General features: G+C 73.2%; 23 protein-coding genes. 5 read left to right on the top strand and 18 right to left on the bottom strand.

Annotated elements, in window-relative coordinates:
• Positions 1-50 precede the first annotated feature (50 nt).
• The 4 genes from AB0C76_RS09945 to AB0C76_RS09930 all read right to left on the bottom strand — a co-directional run bounded on the left by AB0C76_RS09945 (position 51) and on the right by AB0C76_RS09930 (position 4,782).
• Positions 51-1,178 carry a GuaB3 family IMP dehydrogenase-related protein gene (locus AB0C76_RS09945; RefSeq protein WP_359962344.1) on the bottom strand — a complete coding sequence of 376 codons (1,128 nt, stop codon included), beginning with the start codon at positions 1,176-1,178 and terminating at the stop codon, positions 51-53.
• A 160-nt stretch (positions 1,179-1,338) separates the two neighbouring features.
• On the bottom strand, positions 1,339-2,841 hold the full coding sequence (guaB, locus tag AB0C76_RS09940) for an IMP dehydrogenase (RefSeq protein WP_359962341.1): 1,503 nt from the start codon (positions 2,839-2,841) through the stop codon (positions 1,339-1,341).
• A gap of 262 nt (positions 2,842-3,103) precedes the next feature.
• Positions 3,104-3,664, bottom strand: coding sequence for an RNA polymerase sigma factor ShbA (gene shbA / locus AB0C76_RS09935; protein ID WP_359962468.1), 561 nt, complete (start codon positions 3,662-3,664; stop codon positions 3,104-3,106).
• Between the two features lie 506 nt (positions 3,665-4,170).
• The gene (locus AB0C76_RS09930) at positions 4,171-4,782 is read right to left on the bottom strand and encodes a response regulator transcription factor (RefSeq protein ID WP_014136228.1); all 612 of its coding nucleotides are present in this window, start codon (positions 4,780-4,782) and stop codon (positions 4,171-4,173) included.
• Positions 4,783-5,339: 557 nt separating this feature from the next.
• Here AB0C76_RS09930 and AB0C76_RS09925 point away from each other — a divergent pair.
• Positions 5,340-5,666 (top strand): WhiB family transcriptional regulator, encoded by a 327-nt coding sequence (locus AB0C76_RS09925; protein WP_359962339.1) that lies wholly within the window; start codon positions 5,340-5,342, stop codon positions 5,664-5,666.
• A 72-nt stretch (positions 5,667-5,738) separates the two neighbouring features.
• Here the strand turns inward: AB0C76_RS09925 and AB0C76_RS09920 are convergent, their stop codons facing one another.
• From AB0C76_RS09920 to groES, 3 genes are all read right to left on the bottom strand, one after another.
• Complete coding sequence (locus AB0C76_RS09920) at positions 5,739-6,737, bottom strand: LysR family transcriptional regulator (protein ID WP_359962337.1); 999 nt, start codon at positions 6,735-6,737, stop codon at positions 5,739-5,741.
• A 143-nt stretch (positions 6,738-6,880) separates the two neighbouring features.
• Entirely contained in the window at positions 6,881-8,515 is a 1,635-nt protein-coding gene (gene groL / locus AB0C76_RS09915; protein ID WP_359962334.1) for a chaperonin GroEL, read from the bottom strand.
• Between the two features lie 116 nt (positions 8,516-8,631).
• A complete protein-coding gene (gene groES / locus AB0C76_RS09910) occupies positions 8,632-8,937 on the bottom strand; it encodes a co-chaperone GroES (protein WP_014136232.1) in 306 nt (101 codons plus the stop codon).
• Between the two features lie 278 nt (positions 8,938-9,215).
• On the opposite strand from groES, the gene AB0C76_RS09905 reads away from it, so the two are divergent.
• Complete coding sequence (locus AB0C76_RS09905) at positions 9,216-10,382, top strand: class I SAM-dependent methyltransferase (RefSeq protein WP_359962331.1); 1,167 nt, start codon at positions 9,216-9,218, stop codon at positions 10,380-10,382.
• Between the two features lie 30 nt (positions 10,383-10,412).
• Here the strand turns inward: AB0C76_RS09905 and AB0C76_RS09900 are convergent, their stop codons facing one another.
• The 5 genes from AB0C76_RS09900 to tsaB all read right to left on the bottom strand — a co-directional run bounded on the left by AB0C76_RS09900 (position 10,413) and on the right by tsaB (position 13,915).
• Positions 10,413-11,315 (bottom strand): polysaccharide deacetylase family protein, encoded by a 903-nt coding sequence (locus tag AB0C76_RS09900; RefSeq protein ID WP_359962328.1) that lies wholly within the window; start codon positions 11,313-11,315, stop codon positions 10,413-10,415.
• Between the two features lie 75 nt (positions 11,316-11,390).
• Positions 11,391-11,651 carry a hypothetical protein gene (locus AB0C76_RS09895; protein WP_359962325.1) on the bottom strand — a complete coding sequence of 87 codons (261 nt, stop codon included), beginning with the start codon at positions 11,649-11,651 and terminating at the stop codon, positions 11,391-11,393.
• The gene (gene tsaD, locus AB0C76_RS09890) at positions 11,648-12,754 is read right to left on the bottom strand and encodes a tRNA (adenosine(37)-N6)-threonylcarbamoyltransferase complex transferase subunit TsaD (RefSeq protein WP_359962322.1); all 1,107 of its coding nucleotides are present in this window, start codon (positions 12,752-12,754) and stop codon (positions 11,648-11,650) included. Before tsaD ends, AB0C76_RS09895 begins: the two co-directional genes overlap by 4 nt.
• Positions 12,747-13,235, bottom strand: coding sequence for a ribosomal protein S18-alanine N-acetyltransferase (gene rimI, locus AB0C76_RS09885; protein ID WP_359962465.1), 489 nt, complete (start codon positions 13,233-13,235; stop codon positions 12,747-12,749). Before rimI ends, tsaD begins: the two co-directional genes overlap by 8 nt.
• Positions 13,236-13,258: 23 nt before the next feature.
• Positions 13,259-13,915, bottom strand: a complete 657-nt coding sequence (gene tsaB, locus AB0C76_RS09880; protein WP_359962319.1) for a tRNA (adenosine(37)-N6)-threonylcarbamoyltransferase complex dimerization subunit type 1 TsaB — start codon at positions 13,913-13,915, stop codon at positions 13,259-13,261.
• A gap of 154 nt (positions 13,916-14,069) precedes the next feature.
• On the opposite strand from tsaB, the gene AB0C76_RS09875 reads away from it, so the two are divergent.
• Positions 14,070-14,636 (top strand): hypothetical protein, encoded by a 567-nt coding sequence (locus AB0C76_RS09875; RefSeq protein WP_359962462.1) that lies wholly within the window; start codon positions 14,070-14,072, stop codon positions 14,634-14,636.
• Between the two features lie 24 nt (positions 14,637-14,660).
• On the opposite strand, the gene AB0C76_RS09870 is transcribed toward AB0C76_RS09875, so the two are convergent.
• The 5 genes from AB0C76_RS09870 to AB0C76_RS09850 all read right to left on the bottom strand — a co-directional run bounded on the left by AB0C76_RS09870 (position 14,661) and on the right by AB0C76_RS09850 (position 19,749).
• Positions 14,661-14,855 (bottom strand): hypothetical protein, encoded by a 195-nt coding sequence (locus AB0C76_RS09870; RefSeq protein ID WP_359962316.1) that lies wholly within the window; start codon positions 14,853-14,855, stop codon positions 14,661-14,663.
• A gap of 129 nt (positions 14,856-14,984) precedes the next feature.
• The gene (gene tsaE, locus AB0C76_RS09865; protein ID WP_359962313.1) at positions 14,985-15,479 is read right to left on the bottom strand and encodes a tRNA (adenosine(37)-N6)-threonylcarbamoyltransferase complex ATPase subunit type 1 TsaE; all 495 of its coding nucleotides are present in this window, start codon (positions 15,477-15,479) and stop codon (positions 14,985-14,987) included.
• Between the two features lie 106 nt (positions 15,480-15,585).
• Positions 15,586-16,758: an alpha/beta hydrolase gene (locus AB0C76_RS09860; protein WP_359962310.1), complete on the bottom strand. Its 1,173-nt coding sequence runs from the start codon at positions 16,756-16,758 to the stop codon at positions 15,586-15,588.
• Positions 16,755-17,942: an alanine racemase gene (alr, locus tag AB0C76_RS09855; RefSeq protein ID WP_359962307.1), complete on the bottom strand. Its 1,188-nt coding sequence runs from the start codon at positions 17,940-17,942 to the stop codon at positions 16,755-16,757. Before alr ends, AB0C76_RS09860 begins: the two co-directional genes overlap by 4 nt.
• A 331-nt stretch (positions 17,943-18,273) precedes the next feature.
• Complete coding sequence (locus tag AB0C76_RS09850; RefSeq protein WP_359962305.1) at positions 18,274-19,749, bottom strand: NAD(P)H-hydrate dehydratase; 1,476 nt, start codon at positions 19,747-19,749, stop codon at positions 18,274-18,276.
• Between the two features lie 104 nt (positions 19,750-19,853).
• Here AB0C76_RS09850 and AB0C76_RS09845 point away from each other — a divergent pair, with 104 nt between their 5' ends.
• Positions 19,854-20,132, top strand: a complete 279-nt coding sequence (locus AB0C76_RS09845; RefSeq protein WP_359962303.1) for a hypothetical protein — start codon at positions 19,854-19,856, stop codon at positions 20,130-20,132.
• Here the strand turns inward: AB0C76_RS09845 and glmS are convergent.
• A complete protein-coding gene (gene glmS, locus AB0C76_RS09840; protein ID WP_359962300.1) occupies positions 20,119-21,975 on the bottom strand; it encodes a glutamine--fructose-6-phosphate transaminase (isomerizing) in 1,857 nt (618 codons plus the stop codon). The genes AB0C76_RS09845 and glmS overlap by 14 nt on opposite strands.
• A 99-nt stretch (positions 21,976-22,074) precedes the next feature.
• Between glmS and coaA the strand changes: the two genes are divergently transcribed.
• Positions 22,075-23,070 carry a type I pantothenate kinase gene (gene coaA / locus AB0C76_RS09835; protein ID WP_359962297.1) on the top strand — a complete coding sequence of 332 codons (996 nt, stop codon included), beginning with the start codon at positions 22,075-22,077 and terminating at the stop codon, positions 23,068-23,070.
• The last annotated feature ends 79 nt before the right edge of the window (positions 23,071-23,149 follow it).

The following is a 23,149-nucleotide window of genomic DNA, read 5'->3' as shown; positions in this document are numbered from 1 at the left end:
GACGAGGGCCCCCGCCGTTCGCACGGCGGGGGCCCTCGTCGGCGTTCGCCTCAGCGGAGGTCGAGCGCCGGGTTGACGGTGACCTCGACCCGCTGGAACTCCTTGAGCTCCGTGTAGCCGGTGGTGGCCATCGCCCGGCGCAGCGCGCCGAACAGGTTCATGGTGCCGTCCGGGGTGTGCGACGGACCGGTGAGGATCTCCTCGGTGGTGCCGACCGTTCCGAGGTCCACCCGCTTGCCGCGCGGCAGCTCCTCGTGGACGGCCTCCATGCCCCAGTGGCAGCCCTTGCCGGGCGCGTCGGTGGCGCGGGCCAGCGCGGCGCCGATCATGACCGCGTCGGCGCCGCAGGCGACGGCCTTCGGGATGTCGCCGCTGTAGCCGACGCCGCCGTCCGCGATCACGTGCACGTAGCGGCCGCCGGACTCGTCCATGTAGTCGCGGCGGGCGGCGGCCACGTCCGCGACGGCGGTGGCCATCGGCACCTGGATGCCGAGCACGTTGCGGGTGGTGTGGGCGGCGCCGCCGCCGAAGCCGACCAGCACGCCGGCCGCGCCGGTGCGCATCAGGTGCAGGGCGGCGGTGTACGTGGCGCAGCCGCCGACGATGACCGGGACGTCCAGCTCGTAGATGAACTGCTTGAGGTTCAGCGGCTCGGCGGCGCTGGAGACGTGCTCGGCCGAGACGGTGGTGCCGCGGATGACGAAGACGTCGACGCCGGCGTCCACGACGGCCTTGGAGAACTCGGCGGTGCGCTGCGGCGAGAGCGCGGCGGCGGTGACCACGCCGGACTCGCGGACCTCCTGGATGCGCTGCTTGATCAGCTCGGCGCGGATCGGCGCGGCGTAGATCTCCTGGAGGCGGCGGGTGGCGACGGGCTCGTCGGTGATCGAGGCGATCTCGTCGAGCAGCGGCTGCGGGTCGTCGTAGCGGGTCCACAGGCCTTCCAGGTTCAGCACGCCCAGGCCGCCGAGGCGGCCGATGGCGATGGCCTGCTGCGGCGAGACCACGCTGTCCATCGGGGCGGCCAGGAACGGCAGCTCGAAGCGGTAGGCGTCGATCTGCCAGGCGATCGAGACCTCCTTCGGGTCCCGGGTACGGCGGCTGGGGACGACGGCGATGTCGTCGAAGGCGTACGCCCGGCGGCCGCGCTTGCCTCGCCCGATCTCGATCTCAGTCACTTCGAGCCCTTCTGCTGTGTTGCTCATGCCCGCCGGGTCACCCCGGCCGCCCCCAGTATCCCGCACGGACAGTGCACACGCCCCGACGGCCCGGCCCCCGGACACGCGCGAGGGGCCCGCCGCTGCGGACAGCGACGGGCCCCTCGGGGGGTCCGGACGATCAGCGCGACGAGTAGTTCGGCGCCTCGACGGTCATCTGGATGTCGTGCGGGTGGCTCTCCTTGAGGCCCGCCGCGGTGATCCGCACGAAGCGGCCCTTGCTCTCCATCTCGGCGATGCTGGCGGCGCCGACGTAGCCCATGGTCTGGCGCAGACCGCCGACGAGCTGGTGCAGCACGGCCGACAGCGGGCCGCGGTACTGCACCTGGCCCTCGATGCCCTCGGGGACGAGCTTGTCGTCCGAGGACACCTCGGCCTGGAAGTAGCGGTCCTTGGAGTACGAGCGGCCCTGACCGCGGGACTGCATGGCGCCCAGCGAGCCCATGCCGCGGTAGGACTTGTACTGCTTGCCGTTGATGAACAGCAGCTCGCCCGGGGACTCCTCGCAGCCGGCCAGCAGCGAGCCGAGCATGACGGTGTCGGCACCGGCGGCCAGCGCCTTGCCGATGTCGCCGGAGTACTGCAGGCCGCCGTCGCCGATGACCGGAACGCCGGCCGCCTGGCAGGCCTGGGCGGCCTCGTAGATCGCGGTGATCTGCGGGACGCCGATGCCGGCGACCACGCGGGTGGTGCAGATCGAGCCCGGGCCGACGCCGACCTTGACGCCGTCCACGCCGGCGTCGATCAGCGCCTGGGCGCCGTCGCGGGTGGCGACGTTGCCGCCGACCACGTCGACCTTGACGGCCGACTTGATCTTCTCGATCCAGGCCAGCGCGTTGTGGCTGTGACCGTGCGAGGTGTCCACGACCAGGAAGTCCACACCGGCCGCGACCAGGGCCTGGGCCCGGTCGAACGCCTCGGCGCTGGCACCCACGGCGGCACCGACCAGCAGACGGCCCTCGGCGTCCTTGGCGGCGTTCGGGTACTTCTCGGCCTTGACGAAGTCCTTGACGGTGATCAGGCCCTTGATCCGGCCCTCGTCGTCGACCAGCGGCAGCTTCTCGATCTTGTGACGGCGCAGCAGCGCCATCGCGTCCTCGCCCGAGATGCCGACCTTGCCGGTGATCAGCGGCATCGGGGTCATGATCTCGCGGACCTGGCGGCTGCGGTCCGACTCGAAGGCCATGTCGCGGTTGGTGACGATGCCGAGCAGCTTGCCCGCCTCGTCCGCGACCGGCACGCCGGAGATGCGGAACTTGGCGCACAGCGCGTCGGCCTCGGCCAGGGTGGTCAGCGGGCCGACCGTGATCGGGTCGGTGACCATGCCGGACTCGGAGCGCTTCACCAGGTCGACCTGGTTGGCCTGGTCCTCGACCGACAGGTTCCGGTGCAGGACGCCGACGCCGCCCTGGCGGGCCATGGCGATCGCCATCCGGGCCTCGGTGACCTTGTCCATCGCGGCGGAGAGCAGCGGGATGTTGACGCGCACGTTCCGGGAGACCCGCGAGGAGGTGTCGACCTGGTTCGGCAGCACCTCGGAGGCCCCGGGCAGCAGCAGGACGTCGTCGAACGTGAGCCCGAGCATGGCGAACTTCTCGGGTACGCCTGCGGCGTTGTAAGACATTTCGGGGGTACCTTCCGTGGCCGGCCTTTTGATCCGCACACGCCCTGAGGGTGGGGGCGCGTTCATCGCTCACTCGCGCAGACCGCCGAAAGCCGGGTGGACTTTGGAGGATCCTCCAGGGGAACCCCGTTCGCACCCGTGAAACTTTGGCAACCTGCCCAGGCGCCGATACCCCATGGTACTGGCACCGGGATTGTGGTCCTCGTGTGCCCTTGACAACACCCGTCGCCCCGTGAGCCATTCCGGCCGTCCGGCGGCAGCGTCAGGAGGACTCCTCCGCGAGCGCCCGCAGCCGGCTCAGGGCACGGTGCTGCGCCACCCGGACGGCCCCCGGAGACATCCCCAGCACCTCGCCGGTCTCCTCGGCGGACAACCCGGCGGCCACCCGCAGCAGCACCAGCTCGCGCTGACGGGCCGGCAGGTTGGAGAGCAGTTCCTTGGCCCAGGCCGCGTCACTGCTCAGCAGCGCCTGCTCCTCCGGGCCCAGCGCCTCGTCCGGGACCTCCGGCAGGTCGTCCTGCGGCACCACCGTCGAGGCGGGCCCGCGCATCGCGGCCCGCTGCAGGTCGGCGATCTTGTGCGCGGCGATGCCGTAGACGAAGGCCTCGAACGGCCGCCCCTGGTCCTTGTACCGGGGCAGCGCGCACAGCACGGCGACGCACACCTCCTGCGCGATGTCGTCCACGTGGTGCCGGGCCCCGCCGGGCAGCCGGACCAGCCGGCCGCGGCAGTACCGCAGCGCCAGCGGATGGACGTACGCGAGCAGCGCGTCGATGGCCGGGCCCTCGCCGCGGACGGCGGCCGCGACCAGCTCCCCCACCAGCGGCGACCCACCACCGCCGAGCACGGGCGGACGACCGGGGCCGACACCACCGCCGGGAACCGCACCTGCCGGGCCGGAATCGGCGTACGACGGATCGCCACCCGGGCCGGAGGGCTCGGCCTCCACCGGGTCCGCCTGGCCGGCCGCACCGGCGACGTCGTCACGCATCGGTCCATGGTGCCTGGTCGAACGGGAAAACGCGGCACCGCGTCCGGAGTTGTGCACCGGAACGTTATGCGCTGCGGCACCGCGCGGCGTGCCGCCGGGCACCACCGGCCCCTCCTGCACCGTGCCGCCTCCCGCCCCGCCGCCGTCGGTGGTCCCGTTCGCCGCGCCGTCCGCCGAGTGTCCTGCGGCTGCGTGGTTCGCCGCAGTGCCTGTCCGCTGGTCCCCGAGGTGCTCCACCACTCCATGGTGCAACCTCGGGACCGCAACGTCACACGCCCGTGCGGCGCTCGTCCCCGGAAACACCGGCGGCGCGCCGCAACCGGCGGCGCCGCCTGCGGTCAGCGGACCAGGCCCCAGCGGAAACCCAGCGCCACCGCGTGGGCACGGTCCGAGGCCCCGAGCTTCTTGAACAGGCGCCGGGCGTGGGTCTTGACGGTGTCCTCGGAGAGGAACAGCTCGCGGCCGATCTCGGCGTTGCTGCGGCCGTGGCTCATGCCCTCCAGCACCTGGATCTCACGCGCCGTCAGGGTCGGCGCCGCGCCCATGTCGGGGCTGCGCAGCCGGCGCGGGGCGAGCCGCCAGGTCGGATCGGCGAGGGCCTGGGTGACGGTGGCCCGCAGCTCGGCGCGCGAGGCGTCCTTGTGCAGGTACCCGCGGGCACCGGCGGCGACCGCGAGGGCGACACCGTCGAGGTCCTCGGCGACGGTGAGCATGATGATGCGCGCACCCGGGTCGGCCGACAGCAGCCGCCGGACCGTCTCGACCCCGCCGAGGCCGGGCATCCGGACGTCCATCAGCACGAGATCGGAGCGGTCGGCCACCCAGCGACGGAGGACCTCCTCCCCGTTCGTCGCGGTGGTGACCCGGTCCACACCGGGTACGGTCGCGACGGCGCGGCGAAGCGCCTCGCGGGCGAGCGGGGAATCGTCGCAAACGAGAACGGAAGTCATGACCGTCGTCCTCCGCAGCTGATCCGCGTCACGTTGAGCCTCCTGGCTGGTACGAACCTCTCCGACACGGCCGATCGGCGACAGAGTCCGTGCTGATCGCCTCAACTTCCCGCGATCGTTCCCGACGTCCGGCGCCCGCTAACCGCCTCCGCACTTCCAACGACCGTCACTCGAATGAGTTACGGCCTTCGGGGCCATCTCCACCACTGTACGTGGCCAACCCATTACCGATCAGCCGCATCGCGGTGCACACGCCGCACTTTTGTGCAGCTCGCGCGCGGTCGGCGTGCGACCCGCACACCGGCGCGGGCTCCGTGCGCCCCTCGGGCCACCCGATTGCCACGCCTGTGCCTGCGAAAGTCCATGCCCACTTCGCCCGTTTTTATAGCTTTCGTATGGTCATTGACTGTTGTGCCACTCTGTGGGTGACTTGTCCATGGAGTTGCCTTAAGTCATATTTCCAGGTGTCCACACCAGTGCATCGACGCCCCGCCACGCCCGCAGCGAGATCCGCTGGGGCCGGCCCGCGGCCGACGAGCCTCTGAAGGGAATGAGCCATGGCAGATTTCTCCCGCCTCCCCGGTCCCAACGCGGACCTCTGGGACTGGCAGCTCTCCGCAGCCTGCCGTGGCGTGGACAGCTCGCTCTTCTTCCACCCCGAAGGCGAACGAGGGGCCGCGCGGAGCTCGCGCGAGGCCAGTGCCAAGGAGGTCTGCACGCGCTGCCCCGTGATCGCCGAGTGCGCGGCGCACGCGCTGGCGGTCCGCGAGCCGTACGGCGTCTGGGGCGGAATGACCGAGGACGAGCGCGAAGAGATGCTCGGGCGCTCGCGCCACCGGCTGGTGGAGGTCCCACTGGTCGCACCGACGGTCGCCCAGCGTTAGCGCCACGCCGAGGCTGCGCCGTGGAGAAACGTTTCTTCGCGGCGCTTCAAGCCTCCGACCGGTGACCCTGTGTCAGCGGGCCCCGGCGGCCCCCGCGAGCCGCTCCAGCATCAGCGCCACGGCCGGCACCTCGGCCAGGTCCGGCAGGGTCAGCGCGACCACCTGCCGCACCGCCGGCGTCCCCGAGGCCGTCCGCACCGGCGCCGTCGACACCCCGTCAGGCCGCACCGACTCCAGCGCCAGCCGCGGCAGCACCGCCACCCCCAGCCCGGCCGCCACCAGGCCGACCACCGCCGGGTAGTCGTCCGTCGCGAAGTCGATCCGGGGCTCGAACCCCGCCCCGGCGCACAGCTCCACCAGGTGCCCGCGGCACTGCGGGCAGCCGGCGATCCACTGCTCCCCCGCCAGCTCGGCCAGCTCCACCGCGCCGCCGCGCCCCGCCAGCGGGTGCGCGGCCGGCAGCAGGCCCACCAGCGGGTCGTCCAGCAGCGGCGTGACCACCAGGTCGGACCAGTCGGTGCCGGCGCTCAGCTGCTGCGCCTCCAGGTTCGCCTCGGCCCGCGCCTCGCGCGGCGTTCCGTGCGCGGGCACCGGGAGGACGGCGGCGCCCTCGGACTGCGGATAGCGGAAGGCCAGCGCGATCTCGCACTCGCCGCCGCGCAACATCGCCAGCGACTCCGGCGGCTCCGCCTCGACCAGCGACACGCGCACACCCGGATGGCTGTCCCGCAGGCGGGCGACGGCGGGCGGCACCAGGGTGGAACTCGCGGTCGGGAAGGACACCAGTCGCACCCGCCCGGCCCGCAGCCCGGCGATGGCCGCGACCTCCTCCTCGGCCGCCGACAGCCCGGCCAGGATCCCGGTGGCGTGCTTGAGGAGCACCCGTCCGGCCTCGCTCAGCTGCATGCCCCGGCCCGAACGGACCACCAGCGGGGTGTCCACGGACTTCTCCAGGGCCTTCATCTGCTGGCTGATGGCGGGCTGGGTGCAGCCCAGCTCGCGGGCGGCGGCGGAGAAGGAGCCGGTGCGGGCGACGGCACGCAGGACGCGCAGGTGGCGGGCCTCGATCATGCCTCAGTTATAAGGCAATCTTTGCTGAACGCAAAATTTCCCTGATAGTTGAGTCTTCAAGCGGACTCCGGGCCCGAACGCCGGAGGCCCGGCCCGCCTCCCAGGATGGGGGCGGACCGGGCCTCCGGTCCACTTCACGGGCCTCAGTGCGAGTGGCCGTGACCGCCGTGCGAGTGGCCGTGACCGTTGTCCGCGGCCTCCTCCTTCTTCTCCACCACGAGGGTCTCGGTGGTGAGCAGCAGGGAGGCGATCGAGGCGGCGTTCTCCAGGGCGGAGCGGGTGACCTTGACCGGGTCGATGACGCCGGCCTTCACCAGGTCGCCGTACTCGCCGGTGGCCGCGTTGTAGCCCTGACCGGCCTCCAGCTCGGCGACCTTGGAGGTGATGACGTAGCCCTCCAGGCCGGCGTTCTGGGCGATCCAGCGCAGCGGCTCGTGCAGCGCCTTGCGGACCACGGCGACACCGGTGGCCTCGTCGCCCGACAGGCCCAGGCCACCGTCCAGCACCTTGGCGGCGTGCACCAGGGAGGCGCCACCGCCGGCGACGATGCCCTCCTCGACCGCGGCACGGGTCGCCGAGATGGCGTCCTCCAGGCGGTGCTTGCGCTCCTTCAGCTCCACCTCGGTGGCGGCGCCGACCTTGATGACGCAGACGCCGCCGGCCAGCTTGGCCAGGCGCTCCTGCAGCTTCTCGCGGTCCCAGTCGGAGTCGGTGCCGGCGATCTCGCCCTTGATCTGGGCGACGCGGCCGGCCACGGCCTCGGCGTCGCCGGCGCCCTCGACGATGGTGGTCTCGTCCTTGGTGATGGTCACGCGGCGGGCGCTGCCCAGCACGTCCAGACCGGCCTGGTCGAGCTTGAGGCCGACCTCCTCGGAGATCACGGTGCCGCCGGTCAGGGTGGCCAGGTCGCCGAGGATCGCCTTGCGGCGGTCGCCGAAGCCCGGGGCCTTGACGGCGACGGCGTTGAAGATGCCGCGGATCTTGTTCAGCACCAGGGTCGACAGCGCCTCGCCGTCGACGTCCTCGGCGATGATCAGCAGCGGCTTCGAGGCACCGCCCTGCAGGATCTTCTCCAGCAGCGGCAGGAGCTCCTGGATCGCGGAGATCTTGCCCTGGTGGATCAGGATGTACGGGTCCTCCAGGACCGCCTCCTGCCGCTCCGCGTCGGTGACGAAGTACGGCGACAGGTAGCCCTTGTCGAACTGCATGCCCTCGGTGAACTCGAGCTCCACGCCGAAGGTGTTCGACTCCTCGACGGTGATGACACCGTCCTTGCCGACCTTGTCGATCGCCTCGGCGATCAGCTCGCCGACCTGGGTGTCCTGGGCGGAGAGGGACGCGACGGCGGCGACGTCGTCCTTGCCCTCGATCTCGCGGGCCACCGAGAGCAGGTGCTCGGAGACGGCGGCGACGGCCTTGTCGATGCCCTTCTTCAGGGCGGCCGGGCCGGCACCGGCGGCGACGTTGCGCAGACCCTCGTTGACCAGGGCCTGGGCCAGCACGGTGGCGGTGGTGGTGCCGTCGCCCGCGACGTCGTTGGTCTTGGTGGCGACCTCCTTGACGAGCTGCGCGCCAAGGTTCTCGTACGGGTCGTCCAGCTCGACCTCACGGGCGATGGTGACGCCGTCGTTGGTGATGGTCGGGGCGCCGAACTTCTTGTCGATGACGACGTTGCGGCCCTTGGGGCCGATGGTCACCTTGACGGTGTCGGCCAGCTTGTTGACACCGCGCTCCAGCGAGCGGCGGGCGTCCTCGTCGAACTGCAGGATCTTCGCCATGTTCCCTATTCCCTCGGGGCTGCGGCCGGCCCACCGGCCGCCGAACTACGTGAACCAACAACCACGCCCCGGGCCCCTGTCACTTGGGACACGGATCCGGGGCGGGTCGGAACGACTTACTTCTCGATGATGGCGAGAACGTCGCGGGCGGAGAGGACGAGGTACTCCTCGCCCTGGTACTTCACCTCGGTGCCGCCGTACTTCGAGTACAGGACGATGTCACCGACGGCGACGTCGAGCGGCAGACGCTGGCCGTCCTCGAAGCGGCCCGGGCCGACGGCCAGGACGACACCCTCCTGGGGCTTCTCCTTGGCGGTGTCCGGGATAACCAGGCCGGAGGCCGTGGTGGTCTCGGCGTCGAGCGGCTGGACCACGATGCGGTCCTCGAGCGGCTTGATGGCAACCTTGCTGCTGGTGGTCACGTCCGAGCTCCCCTTCGGAGATTACGGGGTTTTCTAACGGGTAAGGGGCGAACCTGCGGGCCTGCCGTCGCGGGGGTCAGGCACGCGTCTTCGCGTTAGCACTCCCCAGGTGGAGAGTGCCAAGGACGACCATAGGCCTGTGTTAGCACTCAGTCAACCAGAGTGCCAACGGCGCGCCCCGCCGTCCCGGCCCGCGGACGAGCGGCCGCCGTCCCGCGCGGCCCGGCGCGACCGCCCGGGACCGGCCACCACCCGCCCCGACCGGCGAGAATGGCCCCGTGGACACCGAGAACCTCCAGCCGCTGCTGACCCCCGAGGGACAGGACCTGCTCGCCGCACTGCGCGAGTTCACGCCCGAGGAGGAGCTCGCGCTGGCCACCCGGCTGCGGCGCGAGCACCCGGCCGACCTGGTGTCGGCGGCGTTCGGGCAGGCGCGGCTGCGCCAGCGCGCCCGCGCGAAGTTCGGGGCGGACGCCGACCTGATGTACTTCACGCCCAACGGCGTCGAGCAGTCCACCCGGCGCAGCGTCGCCGAGTGGCGCGCGCAGCGCTTCGCCGGGCTCGGGGTGCGGCGCATGGCCGACCTGTGCTGCGGGATCGGCGGGGACGTCCTGGCGCTGGCCCGGGCCGGGATCGAGGTGCTGGCCGTCGACCGGGACCCGGCCGCCTGCGCGGCCACCGCCGCCAACGCCGCCGCGCTGGGCCTCGCCGACCTGGTCGAGGTGCGCTGCGCGGACGTCACCGACGTGGACGTCACCGGGTACGACGCGGTGTTCACCGACCCGGCGCGACGGACGGCGCGCGGCCGGGTGTTCGACCCGGAGGCGTACGCCCCGCCGCTCTCGTGGGCCGTCCGAGCCGGCCGCCGGACCCCGATCGGCGCGTTGAAGGTCGCGCCGGGCATCCCGCACGAGGCCGTCCCCGAGGACGCCGAGGCCGAGTGGGTCTCGGACCACGGGGACGTGAAGGAGGCGGTGCTCTGGTTCGGCACCAAGGCCGCCCACCCGCACCGCGCGACCCTGCTGCCGCACGCCGCGAGCCTCACCGGCGGCGACCTGCCCGACCCCGCGGCCGGGCCGGTCGGCCGCTACCTGTACGAGCCGGACGGCGCCGTGATCCGCGCCCACCTGGTGGCCGAGGTGGCCGAGCAGGTGGGCGGGCGGCTGATCGACCCGAAGATCGCCTACCTGACCTCGGACGAGCTGGTCCCGACGCCGTACGCGCACGCCTTCGAGCTGACCGACGTGCTGCCCTTCCACATCAAGAAGCTGAAGGCCCTGCTGCGCGAGCGCGGGGTCGGCACGGTGGTGATCAAGAAGCGCGGGATGGCGATCACCCCGGAGGAGCTGCGCCGCCAGCTCAAGCCCTCCGGGCCGAACTCCGTCACGGTGATCCTCAGCCGCACCGACCACGGCCCGCTGATGATGCTCGGTCAGCCGGTCTGAGCGGCCGGGCCGGGCGGACCGGCCGGACGGCTACGCCGGCGGCTGGACGTAGTCGTCCAGCCGGGCCACCGAGAAGCCCTGCTCCTGGATCCGGGCCAGCAGTTCGCCGAACATCTGGGTCATCGTGGCGCCCTTGAGCTCCTTCGGCCCGCGGAAGTGGGCCAGGATGATGTCGCCGGGCTTCAGCTTCTTGTCCGCCGCCTGGTACTGCATGTCGTGGATCTGCATCGACTCGCGCCACAGCACGATCGCCCGTGGACCGCACTCCTGCACCGAGGTGTTGAGCGTCGGCGTGTTGGCGCCGTCCCCGAACGGCGGGCGGAACAGCAGCGGCGCGGTGCCGTACTGCTGGGTGAGCGCGCTCTGGTCCTCGCAGATCTCGGACTTCTGCTTGTCCGGCGTGAGCTTGCTCATCACCGGGTGGGTGACGGTGTGGTTCTGGATGTGGTTGCCGAGCGCCTGGAGCGGCTTGAAGTAGCCGTAGTCGTTCTTGACGATGTCCTTGGTCAGGAACATCGTGATCGGCACCTTGAGGTCGGTCAGCATCTCGACGAACTTTGGGTCCTTCTCGGCGCCGTCGTCGATGGTGATGAAGACGACCTTGTCGCTCGTCTTCACGTCGCTGAACACCGGTACGGTGCCGGTCCGTTCGAGCTTGACGGGCTTGTCGGCGGGCGGGGCGGGAGCCGGGGCCAGCGGTTTGAGGTTCCACTTCGCCCACGCGGCGTCGCCAGCGGCCTGCGCCGCCGCGGGCGTGGTCGCCGCGGCGGTCGGTGCGGCGCCGCCGGAGGGTCGGCCCCCGGCCGGGGCCGCGCTCGTGGGTGCCGGGGCGGCGGCGCCGTCCCCGTTGCCGCCGCACCCGGTGGCGAGGGCCAGCAGGGCCAGCGCCCCCGCCGCGTACGCCTTGGTCCTGTTCCGGCCGTCCTGCTTCACCGCACCGCGCTCCTGGTCCGTCCGCCGTTTCTCAGCTAGCACGGTAGTGGCCTGGCGCGCGGTTCCCGTACCGGCCTACTCGACGTGCTCGCTGATGAAGGACCAGCGGTGCACCGGACGGCCGAGCAGCTCGGCCGGCGGCTCGGCGACGGGCACCGGCTCGCCGCTCCACCAGGCGATCAGCAGCACCCGCTCTCCGGGGGCGCCGAACAGTTCGAGGCGCTCCAGGCCCGCCGAGCCGCGCAGTGCCGGGATCGCCGTCTCCCGTGCCCAGGAGGCCAGTTCGGCCCCGCGGCCGTCGGCGGCGCGGGCCTCCCACATCATGGCGACGGTCACGCGGCACCGCCGCCGAGGGCGTCGTACGCCTGGCCGTGGACGTCGCCGTGGTGGAGGTCCGCGGCCGGGACATGGACGTCGGTGACGGGCAGCGAGGAGTCCGCCGACAGGTCGAAGGCGGACGGTGCGCGGTCGCGCCACACCATCTCGGAGCCCAGGGCGGCCACCATCGCGCCGTTGTCGGTGCACAGGCCGGGCCGCGGCACCCGCAGCCGGATCCCGGCCCGGTCGCAGCGCTGCTGGGCCATCTCGCGCAGCCGCGAGTTGGCCGCGACCCCGCCGCCGATCATCAGGTGGTCGACGCCGTTGTCCCTGCACGCCTTGACGGCCTTGCGGGTGAGCACGTCGGTGACCGCCTCCTGGAAGGACGCCGCCACGTCGGCGATCGGCACCTCCTCGCCGACCCGGCGCTTGGCCTCCACCCAGCGGGCGACGGCGGTCTTCAGGCCCGAGAAGGAGAAGTCGTACGCGGGGTCGTTCCGGCCGCTCAGGCCCCGCGGGAAGGCGATCGCCTCGGGGTCGCCCTCGCGGGCCGTGCGGTCCACGATCGGGCCGCCGGGGAAGCCCAGGCCGAGCACCCGGGCCACCTTGTCGAAGGCCTCGCCGGCCGCGTCGTCGATGGTCGCGCCGAGCGGGCGGACGTCGGTCGTGATGTCCTCGCTCAGCAGCAGCGAGGAGTGGCCGCCGGACACCAGCAGTGCCATCGTCGGCGAGGGCAGCCGGCCGTGCTCCAGCTGGTCGACGCAGATGTGCGAGGCGAGGTGGTTGACCCCGTACAGCGGCTTGTCGAGCGCCCAGGCGTACGCCTTCGCGGCGCTGACGCCGACCAGCAGCGCGCCGGCCAGGCCGGGGCCCGCCGTCACGGCGATGCCGTCGAGGTCGCTCGCCTTGACCCCGGCGGTGTCCAGGGCGCGCTGGATGGTCGGGACCATCGCCTCCAGGTGGGCCCGGCTGGCGATCTCCGGGACGACGCCGCCGAAGCGGGCGTGGTCGTTGACGCTGGAGGCGACCGCGTCGGCCAGCAGCGTGGTGCCGCGCACGATGCCGACGCCGGTCTCGTCGCAGGAGGTCTCGATGCCGAGGACGAGCGGTTCGTCAGCCATGGCGGGTGTCCTCAATGTCCTTCGGGTCGGTGCTGTCGGTGCTGGGGTGGTCGAGGCGCATCACCAGCGCGTCGACGTTGGCGGGCTGGTAGTAGCCGCGCCGGATGCCCACCGGCTGGAAGCCGTGGCGCTCGTACAGCCGCTGGGCGCGCGGGTTGTCCACCCGCACCTCCAGCAGCAGTTCGGCGCAGCCGCGCCGGGCGGACTCCCGGATCAGGTCGGTGAGCAGCGCCGCGCCGAGGCCGGCGCCCTGGTGGCGCTCGTCGACGGCGATGGTCTGGACGTCGCCCTCGCCGGCGATCGCCATCAGTCCGGCGTAGCCGACGATCGTGCCGTCCGCGGCGGTGGCCACGGTGTAGTGGCGGGTGCCGCCGGGGTGGGTCTCGGCCAGCTCGGACCAGTACATCCCGTGGGACCAGGCGTCCTCCGGGAAGAGCCGCAGCTCCAGTTCCATCACCGGCTCGATGTCCCACCAGCGCATCGGGCGCAGGGTGGTGCCGTGGTTCACGCCGGGAGCACCGCCTTGTAGCCGGCCGGCACCTGGGCGTCCGGGCGGCGCAGGTACAGCGGCACGTTCGGCAGCAGCTCGCGCCCGGCTGCCAGCTCGGCCGCGGCGAAGCCCGCCAGGGCGCCGGCCGAGACGTGCTCGGGACCGTGCGCGCCCGGGAAGGCGTCGGGGTAGAGCAGCGCGCCGGCGCCGACCGAACGCGGCTGCGGCGTGAGTTCGGCCGGGCGGTCCACGCCGGGGCCCTCGGTGCGGCGGCCGTCGGCGTCGTAGGAGGCCCAGTAGACCTCCTTGCGGCGCGCGTCGGTGGCCACCGTGAACGGCTGGCCGGCCAGGCCCTCGGCGCGCGCCTGGAAGGCGATCGCGTCCAGGGTGCAGACGCCGTGCACCGGCAGGCCGAGCGCGTGGCCGAGCGCGGCGGCGGTCACCAGGCCGACCCGCAGGCCGGTGTACGGGCCCGGGCCGACGCCGACCGCGATGCCGGTGAGCTGATGCTTGTCGACGCCGGCCGTCCGTAGCACCCGGTCGATGGCGGGCAGGAGCAGTTCGCCGTGGCGCCGGGCGTCGACCTGGTCGGTCTCGGCGAGGACGGCCGCGCCGTCGTGGACGGCGGCGGTGACGGCGGGGGTAGCGGTGTCGAACGCGAGCAGCAGCACGGGTCAAGGTTAGACCGCCGTTGACCCGACCGGCCGATCGAGACGGCGTACCAGTGCGGAACACACGTCCGAGCCGCTGCGGAGCGACCCGGGGGACCTGGCACGATTAGGGCGGTACGTACAGCGGACGGCGGCGGGAGCGGCAGTGGCGAAGATGGGTCCTGGAGTGGTGGTCACGGGGCTGACCCTGGGAGCCCTGGCGGTCGTGAGCCTGCTGGCCTTCCAGGCGAACGGCGCCCAGGGCCGCGCGGTCGCCGCGCGGCCGACCGCCACCGCGACGGCCGGCGGGCCGGCCACCTCGGCGGCGCCGAGCACGACCCCGACCCCGGCGGCACCGACGCTGCCGGCCTCCTCGGGCACCGGCACGCGGGTCGTCTACTCGGTCTCCAGCCACTACGTGTGGCTGATCGAGCCGAAGAAGAACCCGCAGGTGGTCGCGGCGTTCCCGGTCACCCCGGGCACGGTCGAGCCGACCCCCGGCGCGTACCCGGTGTACAGCCGCACGGCCACCACCACCGGGACGGACGGCAAGCAGATCGAGCACGTGGTGCGCTTCGCGCAGCAGAACGGTGTGGTGTTCGGCTTCAGCGCGGCGGTGGACGGCGCGACGCCGACCGCCGACCCCAAGGCCAAGACCGGCGGCATCCGCAGCTCCCGCCAGGACGGTCAGCTGCTGTGGGACTTCGCGCCGAAGGACACCAAGGTGGTCGTGGTCGCCTGAGGCGGGCCCGTCCGACCGGGGCCGTCAGGCCGCGCGGGGCGTGTCCGTCTCGGCGCCGTCGGCCCGGCGCGGCGCCGGTTCGGGCGGGGTGGACACCGCCTCGGCCGCGGCGCACGCGGCCAGCAGCGCCCGCATCGGCTCCCCCGGAGCGCGACGGGCGGACTCTCCGGCCCCGGCGGTGCGCACGGCGCGCTCCGGGGCGGGGGTGGTGCTCGACATGGCGCCTCCCTAGTTAGGCAGACCTAACCGCAGCACCCATCCCATCACGCCCGGTGCCCCCCTCGCAACACTTTCCCGACAGCCTGTCGGCAAACGGGCGGCGAAGCCCTCGGACGGTCCGACGGGCCGTCACGCCAGCTTCGCCAGCTCGACGTCCTCCCAGCGCGCCCCGATACCGGTCAGCAGCACCCGGCGCGGGTCGTGGTCCTCGCCCGCGGTGTCGCCGATCGCCCGCTCGATCCGCACCTCCAGGCGATCCTCGGACAGCCGCTCGACCTTGCCTTCGCCCCACTCGACCACGACCACCGACTCCGGCAACGACACGTCGAGGTCGAGGTCCTCCATCTCGTCCAGGTCGCCGCCCAGCCGGTACGCGTCCACGTGCACCAGTGCCGGACCGCCCACCAGCGACGGGTGCACCCGGGCGATCACGAAGGTCGGCGAGGTCACCGCGCCACGCACCTGGAGGCCCTCCCCCAGTCCCCTGGTCAGCGTCGTCTTCCCGGCGCCCAGCTCACCCGAAAGGAGCACCAGGTCCCCCGGCCTCAGCAGCGCGGCCAGCTCCCGGCCGAGCCGGCCCATCCGCTCCGGGGTGGGGACGGTGAGAGTGGCGTGCGAGCCCATGCGCGTGTCTTGCCCTTCGGTCCGTACCGGGCGCGCCGACCACCGGCCGCCCCCGCTACCGTGCCACATCCGCGGCCCGGCGCGCGCCGCGGTCCCCGGCCGCCCCTCAGACCGAATCGAGGACGGACGGCGGCGGCTCGGCGGCCCCGCCGAACTCCGCGGCCCGCCTCAGCAGCACGGCCAGGTGGCGGTCCACCAGCTCCGGGCGCTCCAGCATCACCAGGTGGCCGACGCCCTCGACGATCACCAGTTCGGCGCCGGGCAGCTGCTCGGCCATCGCCTCGCTGTGCGCGGGCGGCGTCAGGAGGTCCTTGGCGCCGGCCAGCACCAGCGCCGGCAAGCCGCGCAGAGCCGCCAGCGCGGCGGTCTTCTCGTGCGCGCCGAACACCGGGTAGAACTCGGCGACGACGTCGATCGGCGTGGCGTCCAGCAGCTGCTCGGCGAAGCGCACCACACCCGGGTCGACGTCCTTCGAGCCGAACGAGAACTTCCGGTAGAAGACGGCCGCGACGTCCGAGCCGAACCGGCGGGTCGCCTCCACCAGCTCCACCTGACGGCCCAGCAGCTTGACCACCCCGGGCGCGACCCGCTTGAACAGCTTCGCGCCCGCCGACGGCAGGCCCAGGCTGACCTGGTCCCAGTTCCCCGCCAGCGTGCCCACCAGCGCCACCCCGGCCACGCGCTCGCGGAACAGCTCCGGGTGCTGGTCGGCCAGCGCCATCACCGTCATGCCACCCATCGAGTGGCCGACCAGCACCAGCGGCCCGGTCGGCGCGACGGCGTCGATCACCGCCTTGAGGTCCCCGCCCAGCTGGTCGATGCTCGCGGGCTCCCCGGCCAGGTAGGAGCGGGAGCGCTCCGAACGGCCGTGGCTGCGCTGGTCCCAGAAGACCAGCCGCAAACCGTCGCGCAGCGCGGCCCGCTGGAAGTGCCAGCTGTCCTGGTTCAGGCAGTAGCCGTGGCTGAAGACCACGGTCAGCGGCTCGGCGGCGTCGCCCGCGTCGTCCCAGCCGGTACCGTCCAGCTCGACGTACAGCTCGGTGCCGTCCGGTGCGGCCACCGTCCGCGGGCGCCCGCGCAGCGAACCGTACGGCGCACCGGCGTCCAGCTCGGCCCGGGCCCGGCGGCGGGTCGCCCGGCCGACCGTCAGCCGTTCGATCGCCACGCCGGCCGCGGCCCCCGCCGCCAGTACGCCGACCGAGATCCCGATCACGCCCGCCCGGCTCACCCCGGACGCCGCCCTGGCGGCCGCCCCGACCGGGCCGTCGGACTCCGTCATGCGCCGACCGTGCCGTCCAGGTGGCGCCGCGGCACCCGGGCGCCGATCCGGGTCACGATCTCGTACGCGATGGTGCCGCAGGCCCGGGCCCAGTCCTCCGCGGTCGGCTCGCCGCGCTCACCGCTGCCGAACAGCAGCACCTCGTCGCCGACCTGCGGGGTGTCCCCGCCGAGGTCCACGACGAACTGGTCCATCGCGACCCGGCCCGCCACCGTGCGCCACTTGCCGCCGATCTGCACCGGACCGGTGCCGCTCGCGTGCCGCGGGACGCCGTCGCCGTAGCCCACCGGGACGAGCCCCAGCGTGGTCGGCCCCGGGGTGGTGTAGTGGTGGCCGTAGCTGACCCCGTGCCCGCCCGGCACGTGCTTCACCAGCGCCAGCCGCGCCCTCAGCGACATCACCGGGCGCAGCCCGAAGTCGGCTGGCGAACCCACCTCGGGCACCGGCGACAGCCCGTACGCGGCCAGGCCCGTACGGACCAGGTCGAAGTGCGACTCCGGTAGCAGCAGCGCGGCCGGCGAGTTCGCCAGGTGCCGCACCTCGGGGCGCAGCCCGGCGGCCTCCGCGTACGCCAGCGCGGTGTGGAAGGCGTCCAGCTGGGCCTGGATCGACGGGTGCCCGGGCTCGTCTGCGGCGGCGAAGTGCGACCAGACGCCGACGACCGTGAGCAGCCCCTCGGCCTCGGCGCGGCGGGCGGCGTCGACCAGGGCCGGCCAGTCGTGCGGCTGGCAGCCGTTGCGGCCGAGGCCGGTGTCCGCCTTCAGGTGCACGCGGGCCGGGATGCCGGTCTCGCGGACCGCGGGGAGCAGCTCGTCGAGCGCCCACTGGCCGCTGACCGAGATGTCCAGGTCGGAGAGGAGTGCCTGCCGCCACGGGCCGCCCGGCGTCCACAGCCAGCACAGGACGCGGGCCTGCTCCGGGCGGATGCCCGCGGCCCGCAGTGCCAGTGCCTCCTCGGGCGTCGCGCAGCCCAGCCACCCGACCCCGTTCGCGACCGCCTCGCGGGCACACGCGACCGCGCCGTGGCCGTAGGCGTCCGCCTTGACCGCGAGCATCACCGCCGCGTTTCCGACGCGTTCGCGCAGCGCGGCGAGGTTGCCGCGCAGGGCGCCCAGATCGATGGTCGCCTCGGCCCGTACGCCGTCGGTGAGGGTGGCCGAGCCGGCCGTCTTCGCAGTTGTCATCAGGGTCAGTCTCCCAGACGTCCCGGAGTCCTCGCCGAACGCCCCGTCGGCGCGGCGACCCACGGCCGCCGTCCACCCGCTGCTCCGACCTGCACCGGACCGGCTCTCCGCTTCCACGGACGCCCCGGTCCCCACCCCCGGTTCCGCTTCCCTCCACACGCGAGAAGTCGGCCGCACCGACTTCCCGCTCCCGCTCCGCGCCCGCTGCCCGCCGACGCGAGATCCAAGCCCGGCACCAGAGCAGCACGCGAGAAGTCGGCCGCACCGACTTCCCGCTCCTCACCCTCAGCCCCGGAGCGCCGGGCACACCGGCTTGGAGGTAGGCCGCGTCCTAACCCTCCCGTACGTCCCGCCACGCCGCCGGCAGCTCCTCGGCCACCGCCAGCGCCGTCGCCGGGGCGCCCGGTGTGCCCGCTGCCCGGCGGCCGGCCAGGCCGTGGAGGTAGGCGGCGGCCGAGGCGGCGTCCAGTGGGGTCAGACCGGCGGCGAGGAGGGAGCCGGCGAGGCCTGCCAGGACGTCGCCGCTGCCGGCGGTCGCCAGCCAGGAGGTGCCGGTCGGGTTGACGCGGACCGCGCCGCCGGGGTCGGCGATCACCGTCGTGGACCCCTTGAGCAGGACGGTCGCCCGGTAGGCGGCGGCCAGGCGGCGGGCGGTGGTCAGCCGGGCGGCGGCCAGGTCGTCGGCGGCCGGGGGTGGTGTGCCGTCGGCGCCGGCGAGCAGGCGGGCGGCCTCGCCGGTGTGCGGGGTGAGCAGGGTGGGCGCGGTGCGGCCGGCCAGGGCGGCCGGGCCGAGGCGGCCGAGTTCGGTCAGCCCGTCCGCGTCGACCAGCACCGGGACGTCGCTCGCGAGCGCCTCGGTGAGGGTCTGCCGAGCGGTCTCGCCGCCGCCCGGGCCGACCACCCACGCCTGCACCCGTCCGGCGCCGTGCGGCCCGCCCTCGGTGACGAGCGTCTCGGGGAAGCGCCGCACGACCTCCTCGGCCGCCGCGCCGACGTACCGGACGGCGCCCGCGCCGCCGCGCAGCGCCGCGGCGACGGCCAGCAGCGCCGCGCCGGGGTACGTCGCCGACCCCGCCGCCACGCCGACGACGCCGCGCCGGTACTTGTCGCTCTCGACGCCCGGCTCGGGCAGCAGCGCCGCCACGTCCGCGTGCTGGAGGGCGGTCACGTCCGCCTCCGGCAGTTCCAGCCCGATCCCGACGAGTCGGACGGTCCCCGCGTGCGAGGCACCCGGGTCGACCAGCAGGCCGGGCTTGTACGTTCCGAAGCACACCGTGACGTCGGCGCGCAGCGCTCCGCCCGGCACCTCACCGGTGTCGGCGTCGACCCCGCTCGGCAGGTCCACGGCCACCACCAGGCCGCGCCGGGCGGCCTGTGCGTACGGCAGCGCCCCGGGCCGCAACCCGCCGCGTCCGCCGATGCCGACGATCCCGTCCAACACCAGGTCCGCGCGTGAGAAGTCGGCCAGGCCGACTTCCTGCTCCACGACCACCCGTCCACCTGCCGCCCGCACCGCGGCGAGCCCGCCCGCGTGCGCCCGTTCGGGCGTGAGCAGTACTGCCGTCGCCCGCGCACCGCGCCGGGCCAGCGCGGCGGCGGCGTACAGGGCGTCACCCCCGTTGTCCCCGCTGCCCGCGAGCACCACCACCCGGCTGCCGTACACCCGGCCCCGACGGCCCGTCAGCAGCCGCGCGCACGTCGCCGCGAGCCCCGCGGCCGCCCGCTGCATGAGCGTCCCGTCCGGCAGGCGGGCCATCAGCTCGCCTTCGGCGGCCCGGACGACTTCCACACGGTGTGCATGACGCATTCGGAAGCTCCTTCAGCAGACGCCGACGCCGGCCCGCGGCACACTTGCGAGTGACCCTACTTCGATCCCCACCGGCACCGGTCCGTACGCCTGTGGTGTCGCGCGTGGACCTGCTCCAGGCGTTCCTGAGGCTGCATGTGCCCCGGTTCTTCGAATCCGAGCTCTTCCAGCTCGAAGAGGAGATCGCCGTCGTGCCGTCAGCGGGCGGCCGTCACGGGCACGCGGTCGCGTGGTTCGCCCGTACCGCGGCCCGGGAAGCCTTCGAGGAGCTCCACGTCAGGCGGGTCGACCTGCCGAAACCCTTCTGCCTTCACGTTCGACACGGCGCCCCTGCGGTGACCGCAGGGGCGCCGTGGAGAGGAGCCGGGACTACTCGACCGTGACGGACTTCGCCAGGTTCCGCGGCTGGTCGACCTCGTGACCCTTGGCCGTGGCCAGCTCGCAGGCGAAGACCTGGAGCGGGACGGTGGACACCAGCGGCTGGAGCAGCGTCGGGGTGGCCGGGATGCGGATCAGGTGGTCGGCGTACGGCACGACCGCCTCGTCGCCCTCCTCGGCGATCACGATCGTCCGGGCGCCACGGGCGCGGATCTCCTGGATGTTGGAGACGATCTTGTCGTGCAGGATCGAGCGCCCGCGCGGCGAGGGCACGACCACGACGACCGGCAGCCCCTCCTCGATGAGCGCGATCGGGCCGTGCTTCAGCTCGCCGGCCGCGAAGCCCTCGGCGTGCATGTAGGCGAGCTCCTTGAGCTTGAGCGCGCCCTCCAGGGCCACCGGGAAGCCGACGTGGCGGCCGAGGAACAGCACCGAGCGGGCGTCGGCCAGCGAGCGGGCCAGCTCGCGCACCGGCTCCATCGTCTCCAGCACCTGCTCGACCTGCTTCGGCGCGTCGCCGAGCTCGCGGATGATCGTGAAGATCTCGTCGCCCCACTTGGTGCCGCGGACCTGACCCAGGTACAGGGCGACCAGGTAGCAGGCGACCAGCTGGGTGAGGAACGCCTTGGTCGACGCGACGGCGACCTCGGGACCGGCGTGCGTGTACAGCACCGCGTCCGACTCGCGCGGGATCGTCGAGCCGTTGGTGTTGCAGATCGCCAGCACCTTGGCACCCTGCTCGCGGGCGTGCCGCAGGGCCATCAGGGTGTCCATGGTCTCGCCGGACTGCGAGATCGCGATGACCAGCGTGCCCGGGCCCATGATCGGGTCGCGGTAGCGGAACTCCGAGGCGACCTCGACCTCGCAGGGGATGCGGGTCCAGTGCTCGATCGCGTACTTGGCGATCATGCCGGCGTGGAACGCGGTGCCGCAGGCGACGATGACGACCTTGTCGACGGAGCGCAGGTCGGCGTCGGAGATGCGCAGCTCGTCGAGGGTCAGGCGACCGTCGGTGCCGATCCGGCCGAGGAGGGTGTCGGCGACGGCCTTCGGCTGCTCGGCGATCTCCTTGAGCATGAAGTAGTCGTAGCCGCCCTTCTCGGCGGCGGAGGCGTCCCAGTCGACGTGGTACTCGCGCACGTCGGCCGGGGTGCCGTCGAAGTTGGTGACGGTCACGCCGTCGCGGCGCAGCTCGACGACCTGGTCCTGGCCCAGCTCGACGGCCTCGCGGGTGTGCGCGATGAACGCGGCGACGTCCGAGGCGAGGAAGTTCTCGCCCTCGCCGCGCCCGACGACCAGCGGCGAGTTGCGGCGGGCGCCGACGACGACGTCCGGCATGTCGGCGTGCACGGCGACGAGGGTGAAGGCGCCGTCCAGCCGGCGGCAGACCACCCGCATGGCCTCCGCGAGGTCGCCCTGGTAGGCCTCGCCGAGCAGGTGCGCCACGACCTCGGTGTCGGTCTCGGAGCGCAGGGTGTGGCCGCGCTCGGCGATCTCGGCGCGCAGCTGGGCGAAGTTCTCGATGATGCCGTTGTGCACGACGGCCACGCGGCCGTCGTCGTCCAGGTGGGGGTGGGCGTTGGCGTCCGTCGGGCCGCCGTGGGTGGCCCAGCGGGTGTGGCCGATGCCGGTGGTGCCGCCGGGCAGAGGGGACTCGGCGAGCGACTTCTCCAGGTTGGCGAGCTTGCCGGCCCGCTTGTCGGTGGCGAGGCTCCACTGCCCGTCGGAGCCCTGGACCTGCACGGCGACACCGGCGGAGTCGTAGCCCCGGTACTCCAGTCGCTGCAGGCCTGCGATTACTACGTCGAGGGCGGACTGCGCGCCCACGTATCCAACAATTCCGCACATGCGTGCCAGCATAAGGGCGGGTCTGGGCCCGTTTTCCCACCTTTCGCGAACAGTGCGTGACCGACACCACAACCACCGTGAACCCCGCCACGGCTCACAATGGAGCATGTGCTGACCGAACTCTGTACACGGGGCGCGACCACCCCCGGCCCGTCACCGTCCCCCTACGTGGACCTCAGCCGGGCCGAGTGGAGCGCTCTTCGCGAGCGTACGCCGCTGCCACTGACCGCCGAGGAGGTCGAGCGGCTGCGCGGTCTCGGCACAGCGCTCGACCTGGACGAGGTCCGGGACGTCTACCTGCCGCTGTCCCGGCTGCTGAACCTGTACATCCACGCCACGCACGACCTGCGGGGCGCGCTGGGCACGTTCCTGGACACCCCGGACACCGAGCGCACCCGCACGCCGTTCATCATCGGCGTGGCCGGCTCCGTCGCGGTCGGCAAGTCGACCACCGCACGGCTGCTGCAGGCCCTGCTGGCCCGCTGGCCCGAGCACCCGCGGGTCGAACTGGTCACCACCGACGGCTTCCTGCTGCCCAACGCCGAGCTGCGCCGCCGGGGCCTGATGGCCCGCAAGGGCTTCCCCGAGTCCTACGACCGCCGCGCGCTGATGCGCTTCGTCGCGGACGTGAAGGCGGGCAAGGACCGCGTCAGTGCCCCGGTCTACTCGCACCTGGTGTACGACATCGTGCCGGACGAGCGGCTCACCGTGGAGCGCCCGGACATCCTGATCGTCGAGGGCCTGAACGTCCTCCAGCCCGCCCTGCCCGGCACCGACGGCCGGACCCGCCTGGCGGTGGCCGACTACTTCGACTTCTCGATCTACGTCGACGCCCGCACCGACGACATCGAGCACTGGTACCTGGACCGTTTCCGCAAGCTGCGCGAGACCGCCTTCCAGGACCCGAACTCCTACTTCCGCCGCTTCACCGAGGTGCCGGAGGAGGAGGCGATGGACTACGGGCGGCAGGTCTGGCGCACCATCAACAAGCCCAACCTGCTGGAGAACGTGCTGCCGACCCGCGGCCGGGCCACCCTGGTCCTGCAGAAGGGCCCGGACCACAAGGTCCGCCGGGCCCTGCTGCGCAAGCTCTGACGCCCCGGAACAGACCGCGAAGGCCCCCGCCACGGCCCCTTGGATTCCAAGGGGCCGTGGCGGGGGCCTTCGTCACGTC

The sequence above is a fragment of the Kitasatospora sp. NPDC048722 genome, from assembly GCF_040650235.1.
In the GTDB taxonomy this organism is placed as follows: Bacteria; Actinomycetota; Actinomycetes; order Streptomycetales; family Streptomycetaceae; genus Kitasatospora.
Note: the sequence above shows the minus strand (reverse complement) of the source record. Positions and strands in the feature narration are given on the sequence as shown.

Coding starts and splice junctions, on each gene's coding strand:
- guaB (WP_359962341.1), bottom strand. CDS start 2,841: ATGTCTTACAACGCCGCAGGCGTACCCGAGAAGTTCGCCATGCTCGGG.
- AB0C76_RS09930 (WP_014136228.1), bottom strand. CDS start 4,782: ATGACTTCCGTTCTCGTTTGCGACGATTCCCCGCTCGCCCGCGAGGCG.
- AB0C76_RS09925 (WP_359962339.1), top strand. CDS start 5,340: ATGGCAGATTTCTCCCGCCTCCCCGGTCCCAACGCGGACCTCTGGGAC.
- AB0C76_RS09920 (WP_359962337.1), bottom strand. CDS start 6,737: ATGATCGAGGCCCGCCACCTGCGCGTCCTGCGTGCCGTCGCCCGCACC.
- groL (WP_359962334.1), bottom strand. CDS start 8,515: ATGGCGAAGATCCTGCAGTTCGACGAGGACGCCCGCCGCTCGCTGGAG.
- tsaD (WP_359962322.1), bottom strand. CDS start 12,754: ATGGCTGACGAACCGCTCGTCCTCGGCATCGAGACCTCCTGCGACGAG.
- rimI (WP_359962465.1), bottom strand. CDS start 13,235: ATGCGCTGGTGGGACATCGAGCCGGTGATGGAACTGGAGCTGCGGCTC.
- AB0C76_RS09875 (WP_359962462.1), top strand. CDS start 14,070: ATGGGTCCTGGAGTGGTGGTCACGGGGCTGACCCTGGGAGCCCTGGCG.
- AB0C76_RS09870 (WP_359962316.1), bottom strand. CDS start 14,855: ATGTCGAGCACCACCCCCGCCCCGGAGCGCGCCGTGCGCACCGCCGGG.
- tsaE (WP_359962313.1), bottom strand. CDS start 15,479: ATGGGCTCGCACGCCACTCTCACCGTCCCCACCCCGGAGCGGATGGGC.
- AB0C76_RS09860 (WP_359962310.1), bottom strand. CDS start 16,758: ATGACGGAGTCCGACGGCCCGGTCGGGGCGGCCGCCAGGGCGGCGTCC.
- alr (WP_359962307.1), bottom strand. CDS start 17,942: ATGACAACTGCGAAGACGGCCGGCTCGGCCACCCTCACCGACGGCGTA.
- AB0C76_RS09850 (WP_359962305.1), bottom strand. CDS start 19,749: ATGCGTCATGCACACCGTGTGGAAGTCGTCCGGGCCGCCGAAGGCGAG.
- glmS (WP_359962300.1), bottom strand. CDS start 21,975: ATGTGCGGAATTGTTGGATACGTGGGCGCGCAGTCCGCCCTCGACGTA.
- coaA (WP_359962297.1), top strand. CDS start 22,075: ATGGAGCATGTGCTGACCGAACTCTGTACACGGGGCGCGACCACCCCC.